The 15219-nt window shown below is 53.2% G+C and carries 11 protein-coding genes and 1 tRNA gene; 8 read left to right on the forward strand and 4 right to left on the reverse strand.

Annotation, left to right across the window (positions count from 1 at the left end; genetic code table 11):
• Window positions 1–98: 98 nt before the first annotated feature.
• Entirely contained in the window at window positions 99–977 is an 879-nt protein-coding gene (locus ACSAMM_RS14300; RefSeq protein ID WP_457792198.1) for an AraC family transcriptional regulator, read from the reverse strand.
• A 145-nt stretch (window positions 978–1122) separates the two neighbouring features.
• Between ACSAMM_RS14300 and ACSAMM_RS14305 the strand changes: the two genes are divergently transcribed.
• Together ACSAMM_RS14305 and ACSAMM_RS14310 are read left to right on the forward strand one after the other, a co-directional pair.
• A complete protein-coding gene (locus ACSAMM_RS14305; protein ID WP_457791955.1) occupies window positions 1123–2358 on the forward strand; it encodes a Gfo/Idh/MocA family protein in 1236 nt (411 codons plus the stop codon).
• 261 nt (window positions 2359–2619) lie between these two features.
• A tRNA-Leu gene (locus tag ACSAMM_RS14310) sits at window positions 2620–2706 on the forward strand.
• 345 nt (window positions 2707–3051) lie between these two features.
• On the opposite strand, the gene ACSAMM_RS14315 is transcribed toward ACSAMM_RS14310, so the two are convergent.
• A complete protein-coding gene (locus ACSAMM_RS14315; RefSeq protein ID WP_457791956.1) occupies window positions 3052–4143 on the reverse strand; it encodes a hypothetical protein in 1092 nt (363 codons plus the stop codon).
• Between the two features lie 771 nt (window positions 4144–4914).
• Here ACSAMM_RS14315 and ACSAMM_RS14320 point away from each other — a divergent pair.
• From ACSAMM_RS14320 to ACSAMM_RS14335, 4 genes are all read left to right on the forward strand, one after another.
• Complete coding sequence (locus ACSAMM_RS14320; RefSeq protein WP_457791958.1) at window positions 4915–5844, forward strand: hypothetical protein; 930 nt, start codon at window positions 4915–4917, stop codon at window positions 5842–5844.
• A 291-nt stretch (window positions 5845–6135) separates the two neighbouring features.
• On the forward strand, window positions 6136–7326 hold the full coding sequence (locus ACSAMM_RS14325; RefSeq protein ID WP_457791267.1) for an IS256 family transposase: 1191 nt from the start codon (window positions 6136–6138) through the stop codon (window positions 7324–7326).
• Between the two features lie 121 nt (window positions 7327–7447).
• Entirely contained in the window at window positions 7448–8983 is a 1536-nt protein-coding gene (locus ACSAMM_RS14330) for a hypothetical protein (RefSeq protein ID WP_457791959.1), read from the forward strand.
• 287 nt (window positions 8984–9270) lie between these two features.
• Window positions 9271–9810, forward strand: coding sequence for a dihydrofolate reductase family protein (locus tag ACSAMM_RS14335; RefSeq protein WP_178721068.1), 540 nt, complete (start codon window positions 9271–9273; stop codon window positions 9808–9810).
• A gap of 39 nt (window positions 9811–9849) precedes the next feature.
• Here ACSAMM_RS14335 and ACSAMM_RS14340 read toward each other — a convergent pair whose 3' ends face one another.
• Entirely contained in the window at window positions 9850–10728 is an 879-nt protein-coding gene (locus ACSAMM_RS14340) for a YitT family protein (RefSeq protein ID WP_457791960.1), read from the reverse strand.
• Window positions 10729–10750: 22 nt separating this feature from the next.
• Entirely contained in the window at window positions 10751–12745 is a 1995-nt protein-coding gene (locus ACSAMM_RS14345; RefSeq protein WP_457791961.1) for a hypothetical protein, read from the reverse strand.
• Between the two features lie 478 nt (window positions 12746–13223).
• Here ACSAMM_RS14345 and ACSAMM_RS14350 point away from each other — a divergent pair, with 478 nt between their 5' ends.
• A complete protein-coding gene (locus ACSAMM_RS14350; protein WP_457791962.1) occupies window positions 13224–14156 on the forward strand; it encodes an AraC family transcriptional regulator in 933 nt (310 codons plus the stop codon).
• Window positions 14153–15205, forward strand: coding sequence for a Gfo/Idh/MocA family protein (locus ACSAMM_RS14355; protein ID WP_457791963.1), 1053 nt, complete (start codon window positions 14153–14155; stop codon window positions 15203–15205). The genes ACSAMM_RS14350 and ACSAMM_RS14355 overlap by 4 nt, the downstream gene beginning before the upstream one ends.
• Window positions 15206–15219: the final 14 nt, after the last annotated feature.

Consider the following 15219-nt stretch of genomic DNA (forward strand, 5'->3'; position numbering starts at 1 on the left):
CCCGTATTGAGTCTCTTCAGGGCCATTGTATGCCGCCGGAACGGGACGCGCAGATTGTCCCCAGTAAAAACCGGGGGCAAGTCTCCAAAATCCATGGTTTAGCCATGGGTAGGCGGATCGCTCTCATTAACGGGCTCCTCATCCTCTTCCGCCCCGGGCAGCGCCCCGGCGGCCAGGGTAGCGGAGGGAGGCAGCCCATACCGCTTTTTATACATGCGGGAAAAGACGAACGCGTCCTCATAGCCCACGCTCTTGGCCGCCTCCCCCACCGTGCACCGCCTGTCGGCCAGCAGCGCCGCGGCCTTCTCCAGGCGGAACCCCACCAGATACGCCTGAGGACTTATCCCCATGGACTCGGTAAATATCCGGGAAAAATAGCGCCGGTCAATGCCCATGGCGCCGGCCAGCCCCTCCACCGTGATAGGACGGGCAAAGTTGGCGCGGATGTACTCCGCCGCCCGCCGGACGTACTGCTCCGGCGCCGAAATCGCCGCTGGAACCGACTGCCGCTGCCGCAGCCAGTCGAACAGCTCGTACAGCCGCCCACACAGCAGCAGCGGGGAGAGAAGGGTGCCGCTCTTTTCCATCTTCAGAGACTGGAAAAACTCCCGCATTTCGGGTAGGGATGCCGTGCGCACCGGCCCGATGAACCCCGCCGCCCGCAGCAGCCGCTCCGCTCCCTCTCCCTCAAAGCCGATCCAGGCATAGGCCCAGGGAGTATGCGCGTCGGCCTCGTAGCATATCCGTTCCCCCGGCCGTATAAGGAAGACTTCCTGCCGGCCCACCGGATACGTCTCTCCCTCGCAGGTGTATACCCCTTTCCCAGACAGGACATAATGCAGGATATAGTGATCCCGCACCCCCGGTCCGAAGCGCCGCCGGCTCTGCCGCTGATGCCACCCGCAGTTGATGGGATTCAGGCCTGGCAAATGCATATTGTCCACCAGAAACCCCACCGCCTGCCTCGCATCATCCATATAGTCCAAAGCTGCTCCACCTCCCCATTTTCATAGTGACATTATACCATGCTCAGGTTACATAATGCAATGGTCTTTCCCCGCCGCGTGTGGTATTCTGCGGATAGAAGAACCAAGGAATTTGCGCGAAAGGATGCGGTCGGATATGAAAGAACGGATAAGCCTTGGCTTTATCGGCCTGGGCGCCCGGGGCGGCGGCCTGCTGGAGTTTCTGCTGCTGCCCATGGAGGATGTGGACATCCCGGCAGTCTGCGACCTGTATGAGGATCGGCGGGAGAAGGCCGCCGCCAAGGTGACAGAGGTGCGGGGCACCCCCTGCACCGCCTATGCCGATTACCGGGATCTGCTGGCCCACCCGGGATTGGACGGCGTGATCATCGCCACTTCCTGGCAGGACCACGTGCCCATCGCCATCGCCGCCATGCGCCGGGGCCTGTACACCGCCTTCGAGGTGGGCGGCGCCTACTCCCTCGACCAGTGCTGGCAGCTGGTGCACACCCAAGAGGAGACCGGCGTTCCTTGCATGATGCTGGAGAACTGCTGCTACGGCCGGGACGAAATGATGGCCCTACATATGGCCCGCCTGGGCGTTTTCGGCGAACTGGTGCACTGTCAGGGGGGGTATGAGCACGATTTGCGGGATGAGGTGGCTCTCGGGAAGGAAAACCGCCATTATCGGCTGGATAATTATTCAAACCGGAACGGAGAAATCTACCCCACCCACGAGCTCGGCCCCATCGCCAAGCTGCTGAACATCCACAAGGGCAACCGGCTGGTCTCCCTGACCTCCATGGCCTCCAAGGCTGTGGGGCTGCACAGCTGGATCGCCGCCCACAAAAGCGACGACGCCGACCTGATGGGCCGCGCCTTCACCCAGGGGGACGTGGTGACCACCATGATCAAATGCGCCCACGGGGAAACCATTCTGCTCATCCATGACACCACCCTGCCCCGCCCCTATTCCCGTGGTCTGCGGATCCAGGGCACCAAGGGGGCTTGGATGGAGGACAACCATTCCCTGTACATAGAGGGCGTGTCCGAACCCCATACCTGGGAGCCGACTGATAAGTACCGGGAAACCTATGAGCATCCCCTGTGGAAAGATTACCAGGCCAAGGGGGTGCGGGGAGGCCACGACGGCATGGATTACCTGGTGTTCCGCGCCTTTGTAGAGAGCGTGAAAAACGGCACCGGCGTGCCCATCGACATCTACGACGCGGCGGCCTGGATGGCCGTCACCTGCCTGAGCGAGGAATCCATCGCCCTGGGCGGCGCGCCGGTGGCCATCCCGGATTTCACCGGCGGCCGCTGGATCCACGGCGTCAACTCCTACACCGGCCCCTACGACCTGCAGGCCATTCCCGACATTCCCGGCGTATAACCGTCGAAAACGTCCTGAAAACAACAGGCGGGCGGACTGTGCGGTGCAGTCTGTCCGCCTATTGTTTTGCTGTTCCGCTGGCCACAGAATGGCCATCAAATTGTCCGCCTGGCGGTACAGCAGCCCTTCCAGGCCCGCCTCGCGGATGCCACCGCAATGCAAGCCGGAGAAAATATGCAGGCGAGGCCCCGGCACGGCGGCAAATTTCCTCTTGCGTTCGGGCGGGGAATGTTGTATAATGTGTGAGCATCGTATGCATATGCCGGTGTGATGGAATTGGCAGACGTAGTGGACTCAAAATCCACCGCTGGCGACAGCGTGCCGGTTCGAGTCCGGCCACCGGCACCATGTGAATAGAGGTTGAAATTTGGAACTCAAAAATGAGACAATCCAAATTCGACCTCTTTTTTCATGTCATAAATCCGGCGTTTAAGCCGTTTTTTAGAATCGTCCTCCTTTACCAAAACAGGACATCCAGAAATAAAACTCGAAAAACCACTGTGTAAAAATGAAAATAGACTTATTCTGAACCCGGAATTCCCATTTTCACCGGGTATCTTTTTTGTAGCACAGACTCAAACGGGTCTTGGACGAACACCTACTTTTTGCAGGCGGTTTTGCCGTGAAATGTTCGCTCTGATACCAAACAGAAGCCCGCCATCTTAGATTAAGTTCTAAGGTGGCGGGTTTTGATTATGCCAATTTATATTTTTCTGAAAGCAAATTCGGAATCTCGTGCCTTTTATCTAAAGAATGTGATTCTCTAAGTATTTCCAAGGGATCGAAGAATGGGGTAAGTGAAACAATATCTTGCCCAGTTTTTCCCGCTTCGCAAAGGACCTTGCTTTCACGGACCTCATTCTCAATAGATTTTGAAAAGTACATATCCTCCGAATACATAAACATAATCAATGTCAATGCGGCAAGTTTATCCTCTAATTTAAGTTTATTAAATTGTTTGTAAAACTGCCTATAACGCTTATCTCCATCCTCAATAAACATCACGATTACAGTTTCCGATTTTAAAGGTAATATGCTTATATGAATGTTTTGTATTCTGTACTCAGGAGATGGATTATAAATGTTGTTGATAATATTACCGTTAAAATCAACTGCCAATGCTAACGAAGATTGAAAAGCAATTGGAACCACATAATTTAGTTTTTCATAATAGCATACATAGTAGTCTGTTGAACTGTCTTTTTTTAATGCTTTCTTTGCTTTTTTATAGCTGTCCTCATATTCCTTTAAATCCATTTCATTTGCAGTGTTTTTTGCATCGCTAAACATCCGTGCGGCATCTGTTTTTTGGGCAGAAATATTAAAAAGTTCGATTTCAAAAAGCCGTTTGCTAATGGATTTCAAACTGTTTTTTAATGCCATTTGGGCAATCATCTTTGGAGTAGGTTGATTTGAATAATTATCCGGATTCTCATAATCCGAAAAAATCTTGCTGTCGCAATCATTGCAAATTAAATGAAATGTTCCTGCTTTATTCACTCCGTTTTCAGTATCTATCAAAGGATTATCCACAACGGTATTTAATGTGAGTACATCGCCATTTGTGGCTATATTTTCAAGACAAAATCTCGGAACAGAATGCGAATTACAAAAGCTCGTAACGCTCTTTCCACAAAAATAGCAAGTATCTCTCTTTGCAGCTTGACGTGCTTCTTTTAAAAGTCGGCTCATTTGCTTCTTATATGTAAAATCGGTTCTGAGCAATTCTTTTTCCTCGTCCGAAAAAGCACCCAAATTAAAGAGATTAACCATATCATCAAACATCTTTTTCACCTCTCAAAAACAATATATCATAATTTTAAGCAATTAACAATCCAAATACTATATTGGGGAACTTGGCTTTTCTGAAAGATGTCGAACCCAATACATACAATAGTCTTCTCATTAAATATGCTGGTTATTGCGATGGTGATGTCATTGCAGCAATTAAGAATGGGACAAGCCATATCGATTTGCCCGATATCTAAATACTTTGTTCCATGCTTTTACTTCTCCGGGCCACACCGCCTTTTAATGATATAATTGGTGGGGTGGTGAAAAACTGAATATAGGGCAAGAAACGGCGAAAATCTAAGTGTTTGTAAAAACAAACTTACGCTAAACCTATAATTCTTATTTTTAGCTGGGTATCTATTTTGTCAACACTTCCCACACCTGCGGTGAGCAAGACGCGCACCGCAGGTTTTTCTTTGTCCAAACGATTGGCCCGCGCCGGAGCGGATCTTTTTCGTCCGATCTTGACAACGTGAAAAGAGGGTTCCCGAAAGGGGATCCTCTTTTCACGTTGCTGAGGCCCCTTTTTATATCCGTTGATTTTTAACATAATGAATGCTATATTATTGATACCATCGATTGACAAGGGCAAACACGGTTTTTCGGGATAAAAATAGGCGCTGGCTAGGCCACAGGATGTCGGCGGGCTGACGCCCGCCAAATCCGAGAACGACGGCAGCGCCCCTTTTGACCGCCGTCAGGCGTGTTTGCCCTTGTTAATCAATGGTATAATTTATTGACGTTTTTGAGAGGTGACAACATATGCATACATTAGAAAAAGCAAGAAGATTTATTTACCGCAACGCAAGACCGCTTGATTTAGCCAGATGGCAATACCATTTTGAAAACGGCAGTAAAGAAGCCGTAATCCATGCTTTGTCTTACTATCAAAATGCGGACGGTGGTTTTGGATACGCACTAGAACCCGATTTATGGAATGAACAGTCATCGCCCGTTTCCACCGCCAGTGCTACAGGTATTTTAAGAGAAATTGATTTCTACGACTGTTCGAATAAAATGATTAAAGCCATTCTGGATTATTTTGAAAACACATCGTTTCAACATCATAACGGTTGGCTGTTAAAAATCCCTTCAAACAACGATTTTCCGCACTCTCCTTGGTGGGAATACTCAAAAGAAACCGAAATGGGTTTTGACGGTGCAGCCGAATATAATCCCACTGCGGGAATTGTGAGCTTTATAGTTAAAGCGGCGGATAAATCGTCTGCACTTTATAAAAAGGCGATGGATATAGCCAACAAAGCCGCACAAAAGGTAACTAACCATGATGCTATAGAAATGCATGAAGCAGGCGGATTGGTTGACATGTTTGCAAATATAAATCTAGCCGATATTACACATACCCCTGAATTATTGTTGCAGCAGTTAAAAAATATGATAAGCAATGTCATCGAAAAGGATACTTCAAAATGGGATAGCTATATTGCGAAACCATCGTCGTTTTTCAACTCGACCAACAGTATTTTCTATGCGGATAACAAAGAAATTGCTGAATATGAGTGCGATTATATCATCACAACCCAACTTCCTGACGGCTCTTGGGACATCCCTTGGAGGTGGGAGGGCTATCCTGAAGAATGGGCAGTCGCCAAAAATTGGTGGAAGAGCATTGGCATTTTAGAGAATATGCTTTATCTTAAGGGAATGAATAGAATAGAAAACGCCTATTGAGAATTGAACCCAAAAGTCTATTTTGGTCTTTATGATTTTGCCGGGCATCTTTTTTGTCAACGCTTCCCACAAACAAACTCCTCGCTGTCCTTCAGTGAGGAGTTTGTTGTTATGCTTAGAATAAATCCAACATGGATTGTGGAGAATGACAGGATGAAACGGATCAAATTCTTTGGGAGATAAGGTAGAATAAGTTGCGCAAATTGAAAAAGGGATAAAAAAAGAGACATAGTTTGCAGTCTTTGGTAGAATGAAGTCACGACACACCATTCTGAAAGGAGACAATAAACTATGTCCGAGAAAATTGTACAACTAAATGAGGAAGTAATCAAGGGTGAAATCAGGGAACTGGTGCGTGGGAGCGTGGAGGAGACCCTCAACGGCCTGTTGGAGGCGGAGGCGCAGAAACTGACCCAGGCGGCGCGCTACGAGCGCAGCGAGGAGCGGCAGGCCTACCGCAGCGGTCACTACCAGCGTAACTTGACCACCAGCTCCGGCGACGTGACCTTGAACGTCCCTCGTTTAAAGGGAGCAACCTTTGAAACCGCCATCATCGAGCGGTATCGCCGCCGGGAGAGCAGCGTGGAGGAAGCGCTGATTGAAATGTATCTGGCTGGAGTATCTATGCGCCGCGTGGAGGACATCACCGAGGCACTGTGGGGCAGCAAGGTGTCCCCCTCTACCATCAGCGAACTGAACAAGAAAGCCTATGTCCACATTGAAGACTGGCGCAACCGCCCCTTACAGGGCGGTAAGTACCCGTATGTGTATGTAGACGGCATCTACCTGCGCCGCAACTGGGGCGGAGAGTATGAGAATGTGGCCGTACTGGTTGCCATTGCGGTTAACGAAGACGGCTACCGCGAGGTGCTGGGCGCTGCCGAGGGTATGAAAGAGGACAAGGCTAGCTGGGTCAGCTTCTTTCAGTGGCTCAAAGGGCGGGGTCTGGAGGGCGTCCAGCTCATCGTGGGAGACAAATGCCTCGGTATGCTGGAAGCTGTGGGAGAGGTGTACCCGGACGCGAAATACCAGCGGTGTGTGGTACACTTCTACCGCAACGTGTTTTCCTGCGTCCCACGCACCAAGGGGAAGCTGGTGGCCAAGATGCTCAAAGCAATCCATGCCCAAGAGAGCAGAGCCGCCGCCCAGGCGAAGGCGCGGGACGTAGTGACCGCTCTGCGTGAAATGAAACTGCCCGAGGCGGCGAAAAAGGTAGAGGATGGGCTGGAGGAAACACTTGCTTACACTGCTTTCCCCTATGAGCACTGGACGCGCATCCGCACCAACAATGTGATTGAACGTCTTAACCGGGAGATCCGCCGTCGCACTCGCGTGGTGGGGGCTTTCCCAGACGGTAATTCTGCCCTCATGCTTGTCTGTGCCCGGCTGCGTCATGTGGCCGGCACTCAGTGGGGCAGCAAGAAGTATATGAACATGAAGCATTTAGACGGGGCGTGTGACGATGCCTCTTTTGCCGGTTGACTTCTTTCTGTTTTTGACTGCAAACTAATTTGCGCATAACTCTTGACACTACCTCTTTGGGAGTCTGTTGATGACAGTCGCATTCCTGGCTTCCTTTACTGTCTCTGGAGCGGCAGCAAAGTTGACTATCAAAACCAAAAACGGACAGGTTTACACCTGTGTTAACACCAAAGAGGAATATGCGCAGATGGTGCAGTATGCCATTGACAATCATCTGGAGCATGTAAATGTTTGCTATCAAACGGACAAACAGCAATGGGATAGTTCCTACAGTAATAATGTGTTAAATTTTACCCATTATGACACCAAAACTCAATTTGACGATTTTAAGGACTACAATACCAACACCGTCTGTGTCACTCCAACGATGATGGATTCTTTGACCGAAGACGGGTCGGTTCAGGAGCATTGGGGAACCATCGACCTGACCTTTAATGATACTAAAGAGGAACTTGCCAAGGCGGACGTTGAGATCCGGCAAATTCTTTCGGCAGTTTCTTCTAAATCTCAGGCGGAGCAGATCCGATATGCTGCGGAATATATCTGTAAAAAAGCGCAGTATGGCAGTCAAGAGTTGCCCGGCGGCGGATACGACAGTATTAACGGGGTGTATGATGTGTTAAACGAGGTGCGGACCAATACCGTCTGCACCTCCTATGCGGTTACTATGATGCGTTTTCTGGATTTAATGGGGCTGGAAAATGTTCTCCTTTCAAACTATCAAACGGTTCATGTATGGAATATGGTCGAGCTGGATGGCCAATGGTATGGTATCGATTGTACCTTTGAGGATTCTAATCCTGGTTCATATGTCCTGATGGGGCAGGATATGTTAAAAAGCTATGACTCCTCTAATTTTCCTACAGTAGCGACCTTTGCCAAGACCCATAAAATTGCAGCTAAGGCCTATGGGAAAGGGACTGACGGTTCGAAAAAAACCAATTTCCCCCAGTCCAACACTCCTCCCAGTTCTAAACCCAGCCGCTCAGAACAGACTTCCTCCCAGCCAACCAGCTCCCCTGTCACTTCTTCTCAGGAGGGAACAGCATCCGCTCCAGAGCAGACAGCTTTTCAAGTGAATCTTACACAGACACCTGTAGTTCCCGCCGGGGTGTTTGCTCAAGCAGTCCAGGACGGAAAAGACTTGGTGTTAATCGGAGAAAAATATCGCTGGAAATTTTCGGGAGTGAATCTCAAAAGCGATACCGTGGGAGAGCTAAATGGAACGATCTCGTTTGGGGATCAGGTTCCACAGGCAGAGCGCAAGCAGATCCAAGAAGCTGCTGGAGACCGCTCTGTTTATCCCTTTGCGTTTGCCCATCACGGTACGCTGCCCGCCCCAGCGGAAATATCCATCCAGTTAACGGAGAAATATGCAAACAAACAGGTGTATGTTTATTATTTGAATGAAGAAAATCAGCCGATTGAAGCAGCGACAGAGTTGGTGGCACAGGATGGAACGCTAACCTTTTGTACCGATCATTGCTCTCTGTGGTTTATAAGCGATCAGGCAATATTTATGGGGGGACAGTCTGCTTCCAGTTTTCCGGTTTGGGGTTGGATTTTGGTTGGAGCGGGCGTCCTGCTTTTGAGTGCCGGCGTTGGGGCAGTCCTATTGATCTTAAAAAAACGGTCAGTGTGCCACACTACAATCTAACTTGTAGCTGTGGGGTCATTTTATTTTACCTTTCCTTTAAATCCAAAATATTCTTCTATATAGATATATCCGAAACAGTAGTCCCCACCAGCTGACTGGTGGGGACTTTTCTATACTCATTGTTTCATCGCCTATGGCCGTAATCGCATGTCTGCAATCCTGAAACCGGCAGAATCCAATATTGGGAAAGAAATTTGTTACCATACCTTGCTAGTGGGAAGAATTGTCCGGGGTGGCAGGGATACAAGCGACTTGTCCGACAAATCCTATAGAGGGAGGGACGCGGGATGAGAAAGACCATATTGTATATCGCCATGAGCCTGGACGGGTATATCGCGGACAGGGACGGCGGGGTGGCATGGCTCGCTGGGGACGGCTCCAGCCCGGATCATCCGGGATCGTACCCGCGGTTTTACGAATCCATCGACACGGTCATCCTGGGGTATGCGACGTACCGTCAAATTGTGACGGAACTCTTCCCGGATGGGTGGATTTATCAGGGGAAAACCAGCTATGTGCTCACTCACCGGCGGGAGAGGCCCGCCGGCGATGTGATTTTTACGGATGAAGAAATCGCCGGGCTGATAACCCGGCTCAAGGCCGCGGAGGGCCGGGACATCTGGATATGCGGCGGGGCCGACATCGTGAACCAGCTGATCGACCGACGGTTAATCGACCGGTATCATCTGACGATTATCCCGACCATTCTGGGGAGCGGTCTGCGTCTGTTCGGCACGCGCGACGAGGAACAGCGGCTGCGGCTGGTTTCCACCGAGACGTACAATGGCATGACGGATCTGGTTTTTGAGCCCAGAGAGCCCTTATAGACCAAGGCGGCTGCCGGAGAGCAGCCGCCTTGTTTTGTGTCAATCATTGGGACGCTGGTAGAAATTCCCCGCCACCTGATCGGTTTTGAGAATGTTGATAAACGCCTGCGGATCGATTTCCCTCACCTGCCGGGTCACCAGCTTGACCTGATCGCCGGCAATGACCGAATAAATCATATCCTTGGGCGCGCCGTTGTACAGGCCGGTACCGCGGAACAGGGTGGCGCCGTGGTGGGTGGAATCCTTGATATGCTCGTAAATATCCTCCGATTTATCCGAGATAATGAACAGCGTCGTCCGCTTATACCGCGGGTTGAGCATATGCACGATCTGGGTGGAGGCAAATTGGAACACAATGGAGTACAGCGCCTTATCCCAGCCGAACAGGAAGCCGGCCACCGCCAGCATCGCCGCGTTGCCCAGCAGCACATAGTTCCAGGCATCCACATTCATCCGTTCTGAGACGGCCACGGCGATAAAGTCGGTGCCGCCGCTGGTCGCCCGCCCCAGCAGGCAGAGACTGATGGCGAAGCCGTTGATGATGCCGCCGAAGATGCAGATGAGCAGCACGTCGTCGGTCAGCGGCATGGAAGGGATGACATCGGTGAGCACGCTCGTGAGCACAATCATCAGGCAGGAGTACAGCGTGAAGCGTTTGCCGATCAGGCGGAAGCTGACAATGGCGGGGATCGCGTTGAGCAGGAAGTTGATCAGGGAAAAGGGGAGGGTTACGCCGGCGAACTGCTGCAGGCTGCGCTGGATCAACAGCGTCAGACCATTAAAGCCGCCTGGAAACAGGCCTCCCGCTTCCACAAAGCTTTTGATATTGACGGCCATAATCACCGACGCCAGAGTCACGAGCGCCAGCCTGACAGCCGGCCTGTCCGTCAGCGCGCGGCCGGATTTTCGAATCGGCACGGGCATTTCCTCTTTCTTTGCATTATGGTTGTATACGGATATCGCCGACGCCCCGCGCCATCCAGTCCTTCAGCTCTTCCGAACCGATCCGCGCCTCGGGCGACAGGTTATCGGTGCTGTCCGCAACCGAACAGCCCTGGAGCGTCAGGGAAGCCCCGGCAGCATCGGCCTGCGCCTGCCCGATAAAGCGGTGAGTCTGCACATATTTCCCGCTCCAGGCCTCCACATCGCCCTCATAAGGGGCGGCCGTGACCGACACACGCTCCACCCGGCAGGCGGACAGCAGCAGCTTCTGATTCTTCTCCGCCAGACAGGAGCCGATGAATCCCCCCAAATTGAAGTAGCCGGATACGGAGGTATTCGACACCGAGCAGTTCTCGGCGCGGAAGGCGCCTTCGGCGGCCTGCCCGATCAGCCCGCCCACCGCCACCGAGGCGGAGGCAGCCGAAACCGTACTGTTTCGCACATGGCAGTTTTTCAGTGACGCGGACACAGCCCGCCCTATCAGCGCGCCGGAATAGGAATTGACATCCTGGAGAGTGGCCGCCTCCAGCGTAAGATTCTGAATATCCGCCCCTCTGACCAGGCCGAACAGGCCGCTATGCTGGGCGCCGTCGGTCACATGCAGACGGGAAATCGTGTACCCCTGCCCGTCCAGCGAGCCGGTAAAGGGATGGAGCCGGCCGATAGGCGTCCATTCCCGCTCGTTGAGATCGATCGATCGCGTCAGGCACATCCGGATCTGTGTGAGACCGTTCGTGTTGACCTCGTTGGCAATCCAGGCGAGCTCGGCCGCGGAACCGATTTGGTAAACGCCTCCCCGCTGCTCCGGTTCGGTCAGGAATTCGCCATCCCAGCCGGTTGCCTGCTCGAGATTGGCCTTTGTCCCCTCTGTAAGCACCTGGGGGGTGTTGCCGGTGATCACCGGCGTGTAAGCGGCGTTTTCCACCTGCGCCTCGAATTCGCGGATGACACCGTCGTTGACAATCTTTATCGGCGCGGCCGCCTTGGAGGAAACGCTCAGCGATTCCACCAGCGCGTCCCGCCCGATGGTCAGCGTTCCCTCCTGCATCCAAAAGGAGACTTTGGACTCCCCATAGAAATGATACCCGGCGGCCGCCTTGATACTCACGCTGTCCGCCGTGCCATAATGGTAGACCTCCGCGTTGGGGGCGTCGACGTAGACCCTGCCGGTGATGACGCCGCCCGTACCCGATCCGATATACAAATCCCCCGCCGCCAGGATCGGCGCCTCGGCGCCGAAGCGGACGCTGCCGTCCAGCGTATAGCCGTTCAAATCGATATTGGCGAGACTGCTCAGGGACACGTCTCCCTTAATGCTGCGCATCAGCACATAGGTGGGATGATCGTTGCGATCCAAAAAATCCACGGCATCGTACACCTTGACCATCTGTTCCATGCCGATGACCTGGGCGGCCCTCACGACAGCGTCCGCCTCAAACTCCGGATGCAGCTCGGAGGCGCTTTCCTCCTCGCTGACCCCATACTCCAGCTTGAGCCGCAGCGTCTCCTGCGGCTGCAGGGTATAGGTATAGATATCGCCCACCTGTTCCAGGGTGTTCATCGGCCGGCGGGAGGGCTCCCCCATCTCCTTCCAGCTGTCGTCCACCCGGTTAAAATCGTACCAAAGCGCGCCGGCCATGGACTCGTCAGTGATGGAGAAATTCAGTTTGACCCGGGCGGGAATGTCCCCCTTGTTGCGTACCTCCAGGAATTTGACCCGGCTTTTTCCCTCCAGCCAATCGTCCTTGGAGATGATGGGAATGGGATCCGCCGACAAATCCCTCTGGGTGCTCAAATCCGGCCCTGTCTGGGCGGTGCCCTCGTAGGCATAGGCCTCTACCCGCAGCTTGCCTTCCACCCGCACCTTATTGCCGGGTGCCAGCAGCGGCCCGATCACCAGCACCAGCGTTGCGGTCAGCCACAGCAGGAACAGCAGAATCGTTTTCGCCCCGCTGAGAAGCAGTGCCTTTTTTATCCGATGGATATCCTGCATGACCGGCCTCCTTTCCGTGCGTCGTCTTATGTTTTTGCATTATTATACCACAAAGCGGCACGCGCAGCGTGCTGCCTACCTTAGTCCGGAACGGTTTTGACCGTTCCGGGGTGGTTCCATGTTCTCTCAGCCGTCGGAAATCTTGGATTTCCGCTTACGGCGTGAGGTTATTATACCACAAAAGCAAGCAAACGACGTTTGTGGGGGCACGACAGTGCCCTGCCGCAGCAGGGCCTTTTGATGGTACAATGTTCTCCGTTGCGGGAAGCTACGCTTTCCGCCCACCGCGCCGCTTACGGAGGTTATTATACCATGCCGGGGCAGCAAAAGAAACCGCCTAACTCTTAATTTTCCCTTGCAGGCAGGTTTTAAAAATGGTACATTGGAGAAAACGGATACCTATGTTGTTAAATGTATCAAATACTTTTAGAACGGGCAAGTTTATAATACAAGTGACACCGGGGGAAAGGAGGCCCATATGCCGCTGAACCGCGCCAAATTCCATTTCGACACCATTTACGGCGATATGAACGTCACGATTGGCCCCTATCTGCTGTATCAGGCGGGCGATTTGTGCTGCGAGCCGGGGTACCGGGTGCCGCCCCACCGGCAGCTGGTGTACGAAATCACCTATGTGGCCGAGGGAACCGGTACCAACAGCACAAACGGCCGGGGCCAGCCCATGAGCCGGGGGGATGTGTTTGTCAACCGCATCGGCGAGCTGCATGAGATCCAGTCGTCGAAGGACGACCCCCTGCGGTTTTACTATCTGGGCTTTCGGTTTACCGGGGACGCGGAAAAATCCGCGTTTGTCCGCCGGCTGCGGGAGACGCTGGACAATCCCGCCAACCTGTGCCTTCACGGTGTGACCGACATGCAGGAGGCGTTTATCCGGCTGTTCAGCGAGTTGATTACCGACGATTTTCTTTCTCCCTCCCTGCTGGAAGGAACCATCCATCAAATCGTCGGTACGGCGTACCGGCTGTTCAGCCAAAAGCGCTACCGGGCGTATCTGGCCGACCAGGCGCGGGAAACGGATGAAAAGCTGGTGTACGACATCATCCACTATCTGGATTCCCACATTGCTGACATCGGCAGCCTGTCGGGCCTGAGCACGGTATTCGGCTACAGCTATACGTATCTGGCGCATAAGTTTGTATCCATCACGGGCGAAACCCTGAAAACCTATGCCGCCCGCCGCCGCTTTGAAAAGGCGCGGGAATATCTTTGCCGGGGTATGAGCATCACCAGTGTCGCCGAGGCCCTGGGATATCAATCCATTCACGCATTCAGCCGGGCGTTCCATCGGGAAATTGGTTTGTCCCCCCGCGAATACAAGCGCTGGGCGGAGGACAACCGGAAGCCGCCGGGCGATTCTCCCATATTACAAAAAAAGGAGCTGTTCCCATGAAAATCGCTGTCATTGGCTGCGGCAACATTGCCAACCACGCGCACATCCCCTCCTACATGAACAACCCGGAAGCGGAAATCGTGTATTTCTGCGATATCCTCCCGGAAAGGGCCCAGGCCGCGGTGGACAAATACGGCTGCGGCAAGCCGGTCACGGATTACCAAGAGATTCTGGCGGATCCGTCCGTTGATGCGGTCTCGGTCTGCACGCCCAACAACGTCCACGCCTCCATCGCCATGGACTGCCTACGGGCCGGCAAGCATGTGCTGTGTGAAAAGCCCGCCGCCCGCACCTATGAGGAAGCCCTGGAGATGCAGCGGGTGCAGCATGAAACGGGAAAGGTTCTCAACATCGGCGTCGTCAACCGGTTCAACGACAGCGTCAACCGGATCAAGGAATACATAGAGGCCGGCAAGCTGGGCGAGGTGTTTCACGTCTACGTCAGCTTCCGCTCTTACCGTTCCATCCCCGGACTGGGCGGCGCCTTCACCACCAAGGCCATCGCCGGCGGCGGCGCCCTCATCGACTGGGGCGTGCATTTCCTGGACATCGTCATGTACTGCTGCGGCGATCCCGCGCCCAGGACCGTGTCGGGCGAAACCTTCTGCAAGCTCGGCAAGGAGATGGAGGGCTACGTGTATAAGAACATGTGGGCCGGCCCGCCCAAATACGACGGCGTATACGACGTGGACGATTCGGTCACCGGCCTTATCCGCACCGCGGGGCCGGTCATCACCCTCAACGGCGCCTGGGCTCAGAACATCGGCGAGGAAGAAATGTTCATCGATTTCATGGGGGACAAGGGCGGCATCCGCCTGCAGTACGGCAAGGAATTCACCGTTTACACCACCGAGAACAACGCCCTGATTTCCTACACGCCCGTCTTCCCCACCAAGGATCATTTCCAGCAGGAAATCGACGCCTTCATCCGCTGCATCCAGACCGGTGAAAAGCTGCCCTCCCACATCGATACCGCGGTCATCACCTCTCGCATCATGCAGGCGCTGTACGACTCCGCCGATCAGCACCGGGAACTGGTTTTGGATTAACAGTTTGTATAAAC

The organism is Anaeromassilibacillus sp. SJQ-5 (genome assembly GCF_054108045.1).

Bases quoted from the DNA above. Each gene is read 5' to 3' on its own strand.
- ACSAMM_RS14325 (WP_457791267.1), top strand. From the start codon at position 6,136: ATGTCCGAGAAAATTGTACAACTAAATGAGGAAGTAATCAAGGGTGAA.
- ACSAMM_RS14335 (WP_178721068.1), top strand. From the start codon at position 9,271: ATGAGAAAGACCATATTGTATATCGCCATGAGCCTGGACGGGTATATC.
- ACSAMM_RS14315 (WP_457791956.1), bottom strand. From the start codon at position 4,143: ATGTTTGATGATATGGTTAATCTCTTTAATTTGGGTGCTTTTTCGGAC.
- ACSAMM_RS14320 (WP_457791958.1), top strand. From the start codon at position 4,915: ATGCATACATTAGAAAAAGCAAGAAGATTTATTTACCGCAACGCAAGA.
- ACSAMM_RS14300 (WP_457792198.1), bottom strand. From the start codon at position 977: ATGGATGATGCGAGGCAGGCGGTGGGGTTTCTGGTGGACAATATGCAT.
- ACSAMM_RS14355 (WP_457791963.1), top strand. From the start codon at position 14,153: ATGAAAATCGCTGTCATTGGCTGCGGCAACATTGCCAACCACGCGCAC.
- ACSAMM_RS14345 (WP_457791961.1), bottom strand. From the start codon at position 12,745: ATGCAGGATATCCATCGGATAAAAAAGGCACTGCTTCTCAGCGGGGCG.
- ACSAMM_RS14305 (WP_457791955.1), top strand. From the start codon at position 1,123: ATGAAAGAACGGATAAGCCTTGGCTTTATCGGCCTGGGCGCCCGGGGC.
- ACSAMM_RS14350 (WP_457791962.1), top strand. From the start codon at position 13,224: ATGCCGCTGAACCGCGCCAAATTCCATTTCGACACCATTTACGGCGAT.